Annotated in this window: 6 protein-coding genes and 1 pseudogene; all 7 read right to left on the bottom strand. The window is 63.5% G+C overall.

The genetic code is table 11. The annotated features are described in order from the left end of the window. Window positions 1-570 (bottom strand): annotated as a pseudogene (locus FOZ70_RS38460) (NADH-quinone oxidoreductase subunit D); the annotation flags it as partial. Window positions 571-579: 9 nt separating this feature from the next. Beyond that, window positions 580-1098, bottom strand: a complete 519-nt coding sequence (locus tag FOZ70_RS37650) for an NADH-quinone oxidoreductase subunit C (protein ID WP_219707903.1) — start codon at window positions 1096-1098, stop codon at window positions 580-582. Between the two features lie 21 nt (window positions 1099-1119). Next, window positions 1120-1599: an NADH-quinone oxidoreductase subunit B gene (locus tag FOZ70_RS37645; protein WP_006398799.1), complete on the bottom strand. Its 480-nt coding sequence runs from the start codon at window positions 1597-1599 to the stop codon at window positions 1120-1122. Window positions 1600-1661: 62 nt separating this feature from the next. Then, a complete protein-coding gene (locus tag FOZ70_RS37640) occupies window positions 1662-2021 on the bottom strand; it encodes an NADH-quinone oxidoreductase subunit A (RefSeq protein ID WP_006398798.1) in 360 nt (119 codons plus the stop codon). A 302-nt stretch (window positions 2022-2323) separates the two neighbouring features. After that, a complete protein-coding gene (secG, locus tag FOZ70_RS37635; RefSeq protein ID WP_060218631.1) occupies window positions 2324-2704 on the bottom strand; it encodes a preprotein translocase subunit SecG in 381 nt (126 codons plus the stop codon). 72 nt (window positions 2705-2776) lie between these two features. Beyond that, entirely contained in the window at window positions 2777-3532 is a 756-nt protein-coding gene (gene tpiA / locus FOZ70_RS37630; RefSeq protein ID WP_021162811.1) for a triose-phosphate isomerase, read from the bottom strand. Between the two features lie 163 nt (window positions 3533-3695). Then, window positions 3696-3984, bottom strand: a 289-nt coding sequence (locus tag FOZ70_RS37625; protein ID WP_219707902.1) for a zinc-binding dehydrogenase, incomplete at its 5' end; no start/stop codon positions are given.

Below are 3984 nucleotides of genomic sequence, written 5' to 3'. Positions count from 1 at the left end.
GCCGCTGCGCGCTTCGTTCATCTTCGCGAGCGCCTTCTCGTTGCGAATCTTCGACGCCTTGTATTGCGGCATTGCGTCAGGCAGGTCGCGATAGACGCCGCCCGGACGGTAGTACGCCGCGTGCATCCGGGCACCGGACACCGCTTCGTACACGTCCATCAGGTCTTCGCGCTCGCGGAATGCGTACAGGAACACCGCCATCGCGCCGACGTCGAGTGCGTGCGCGCCGATCCACATCAGGTGGTTCAGCACGCGCGTGATCTCGTCGAACAGCACGCGGATGTACTGCGCGCGCTCAGGCACTTCGATGCCGAGCAGCTTTTCGATCGCGAGCACGTAGCCGTGCTCGTTGACCATCATTGACACGTAGTCGAGACGGTCCATGTACGGCACGGACTGGATGAAAGTCTTGGATTCCGCGAGCTTTTCCGTCGCGCGGTGCAGCAGGCCGATGTGCGGATCGGCACGCTGAATGACTTCGCCGTCGAGCTCGAGCACGAGGCGCAGCACGCCGTGCGCTGCCGGGTGCTGCGGGCCGAAGTTGAGCGTGTAGTTCTTGATTTCTGCCATGACGCCCCCTTAATGTTTCAGACCGCCATAGCGATCCTCGCGGATCACGCGCGGCGTGATTTCGCGCGGCTCGATCGTCACCGGCTGGTACACGACCCGCTTCTCTTCCGGGTCGTAACGCATTTCGACGTAGCCCGACACCGGGAAGTCCTTGCGGAACGGGTGACCGATGAAGCCGTAGTCGGTGAGGATGCGGCGCAGGTCGGGGTGGCCTTCGAACACGATGCCGTACAGGTCGAACGCTTCGCGCTCGTACCAGTTCGCGGACGTCCNNAGCAGGTGCGACACGGCCGCGAAACGCGGGCCGTCGTAGGCGCCGTCGCCGAAGGTCTGGTAGTCGACGCCGCACAGGTCGATCAGTTGCTCGAAACGGAGCTTCGGATCGTCGCGCAGCGTCTTTGCGACTTCGAGGTAATCGCTCGCCTTCACGACGAGCGTCAGTTCACCGATCGCTTCGGTGAGGCTCACCACGCGCGCGCCGAGCGCGGCTTCGAGGTTTGCCTTGAGAGTCTCGATTTTGCTTGCCATATTGAGGGGACGCTCGGGGCTTTATTGACGGGCGATGGTATTGGTGCGGCGGATCTTCGCCTGAAGCTGGATCACGCCGTAGACCAGCGCCTCGGCCGTGGGCGGACAGCCCGGCACGTAGACGTCGACCGGCACGATCCGGTCGCAGCCGCGAACCACCGAGTACGAGTAGTGGTAGTAGCCACCGCCGTTCGCGCACGATCCCATCGAGATCACCCAGCGCGGCTCGGCCATCTGGTCGTACACGCGGCGCAGCGCGGGCGCCATCTTGTTGCAGAGCGTGCCGGCGACGATCATCACGTCCGACTGGCGCGGGCTCGGGCGGAACACGACGCCGAACCGGTCCAGGTCGTAACGGGCCGCGCCCGCATGCATCATTTCGACGGCGCAACACGCGAGCCCGAACGTCATCGGCCACAGCGAGCCGGTACGCGTCCAGTTGATCAGCTTGTCAGCCGTCGTGGTGACAAACCCTTCCTTCAAGACCCCTTCGATACTCATTTGCTTTCCACTCCAGACGAGCGACCGAGCGTGGCCGCCCATGCAAACCGGCGATTAACCCATCACTCCCAGTCGAGGCCGCCTTTCTTCCAGATATAGGCAAAGCCCAGCAGGAATTCGAGCAGAAAAATCATCATTGCGATGAAACCCGGCCAGCCGATATCCCGGAGCGCGACGCCCCACGGAAACAGGAATGCGGTTTCGAGATCGAAGATGATGAACAGGATGGCGACGAGGTAGTACCGGACGTCGAATTTCATCCGGGCGTCTTCAAAGGCTTCGAAGCCGCACTCGTACGGTGCGTTCTTCTCGACGTCCGGCTTGTTGGGACCAAGGAGCTTGCCGATGCTGACCAGCGCTATACCTAAACCAGTGCCCACGAGGAGGAACAACAAGACGGGGTAATAGGCTGCGAGGTTCAAGGCAATCCTCTATCGGTTGGTTCTGAGCGTCCGGAGAATACCACTTCCGGCGGAAGGAATCATTTCGGAGTGCACGCGATCGCAAGACAACCGCAAGCACACCCCAGAAATGAAAAATGCCAGCCACTAGAAGCGGCTGGCATTGAGTAACTTTGGTGCCGACGGCGAGACTCGNNTTCACCACGTCGGCACTGCATGCAACCGGGGTTGTAACTACTTGTTTCCCGCGAATCGCTTCAAGAATTAAATTCTAACCTGAGTCCCGGAATTGTTCAACGCACAATCGCAAAAATTTTAACTTTTTATTTCGGGACATCCTGGCCCGGCGTGCTCGCAGCCGAACCCGCAACGGCGGCAGATGCCGCGACTGCAGGCGCCGATGCTGCAGGTGCCGATGCCGGCGCGGTCGCTGCCGTGCCGAGCACACCGGCCGACGGCGTCGACTTGTACGAACCGAGATACGTCAGCGCCAGCGTCGCGACGAAGAAGATCGTTGCGAGAATGCCCGTCGTACGCGACAGGAAGTTCGCCGACCCCGTGGCACCGAACAGGCTGCCCGACGCGCCGCTGCCGAACGCAGCGCCCATGTCGGCACCCTTGCCGTGCTGCAGCAGCACGAGACCAATCACACCGAGTGCAGACAGCACCTGCACCACAATAATCAGCGTCTTGAATAACAGCATCACACCCACCCGATTGGATCGGGCGACCGGAACGACCGGCCGCCCTCATGGTTCAATTCGATCCCGGACCGCTTATCGCGCGGCCCGGCAGATCGCCAGGAAATCTTCCGCCTTCAGCGACGCGCCGCCGATCAGGCCACCGTCGATGTCCGGCTGCGCGAACAACTCTTCCGCGTTGTCCGGCTTCACGCTGCCGCCGTACAGCACGGACACGTCGGCCGCACCCTTTGCCGCGAGACGCCCACGCAGGAACGCATGCACGTCCTGTGCCTGCGCCGACGTCGCGCTCTTGCCCGTGCCGATCGCCCAGACCGGCTCGTACGCGACGACGATGCGCGCAGCCTCGTCGGCCGTCAGCACGGCCAGCACCGCGTCGAGCTGCGCACCAACCACCTGCTCGGTCGCACCCGACTCGCGCTCGTCGAGCGTCTCGCCGACGCACACGACCGGCGTGAGCCCCGCCGCGAGCGCGCGCTGCGTCTTCGCCGCGACCGTCTCGTTGCGCTCGCCGTGATACGCGCGACGCTCCGAATGACCGACGATCGCATAACGTGCGCCGAACTCCGCGACCATCGCGGCCGCCACTTCGCCGGTGAACGCGCCCTGCTCGTGCGCCGACACGTCCTGCGCCCCCCAGGCGACACGGCCGCCGTCGAGCTGCGCCTGAACCTGCGCGAGATACGGGAACGGCACGCACACGCCGACCGACGTTTCGGCCGCCACCGCGCCCGCACCCTGCACCACTTCGTTCAGCAACGCCTGGTTGCCGGCCAGCCGGCCGTGCATCTTCCAGTTGCCGATCACACGCTTAGTTCTCTGTTTCGACATCGTGTCTGTCTCGTCACCGCTTGGTCATTAACGTGCCATTTACGTGCCATTGACGCGCCGGAAACCGGCCGTCAGGTTTGATCTGGCGAAGCAAACCCGCGATTTTACTGCGCACGGCTTGAACCGGTCAAACCGCGTATGTCAAGCCCGGCCACACGGGCCGTCAGGCGTTCGACCCCCAATCCAGGACGATCTTGCCGGTGTGCTCGCTGCTTTCCATCAGCGCATGCGCTTGCGCGGCATCCGCGGCCGGCAATACACGATAGATCACCGGCTTGATGCGGCCATCGGAAATCAGCGGCCACACGCGCGCCTTCAGTTGCGCGGCGATCTGCGCCTTGAACTCGACCGGACGCGGGCGCAGCGTCGAGCCCGTGATCGTCAGCCGGCGGCGCAGGATCTCGCCGAGGTTGATGTCGGCCTTCGCGCCGCCGAGCAGCGCGATCAGCACG

The organism is Burkholderia sp. COPS (assembly GCF_019425585.1).
GTDB classification, from domain to species: domain Bacteria; phylum Pseudomonadota; class Gammaproteobacteria; order Burkholderiales; family Burkholderiaceae; genus Burkholderia; species Burkholderia cepacia.
This window is presented reverse-complemented; position numbering and strand designations above follow the sequence as displayed.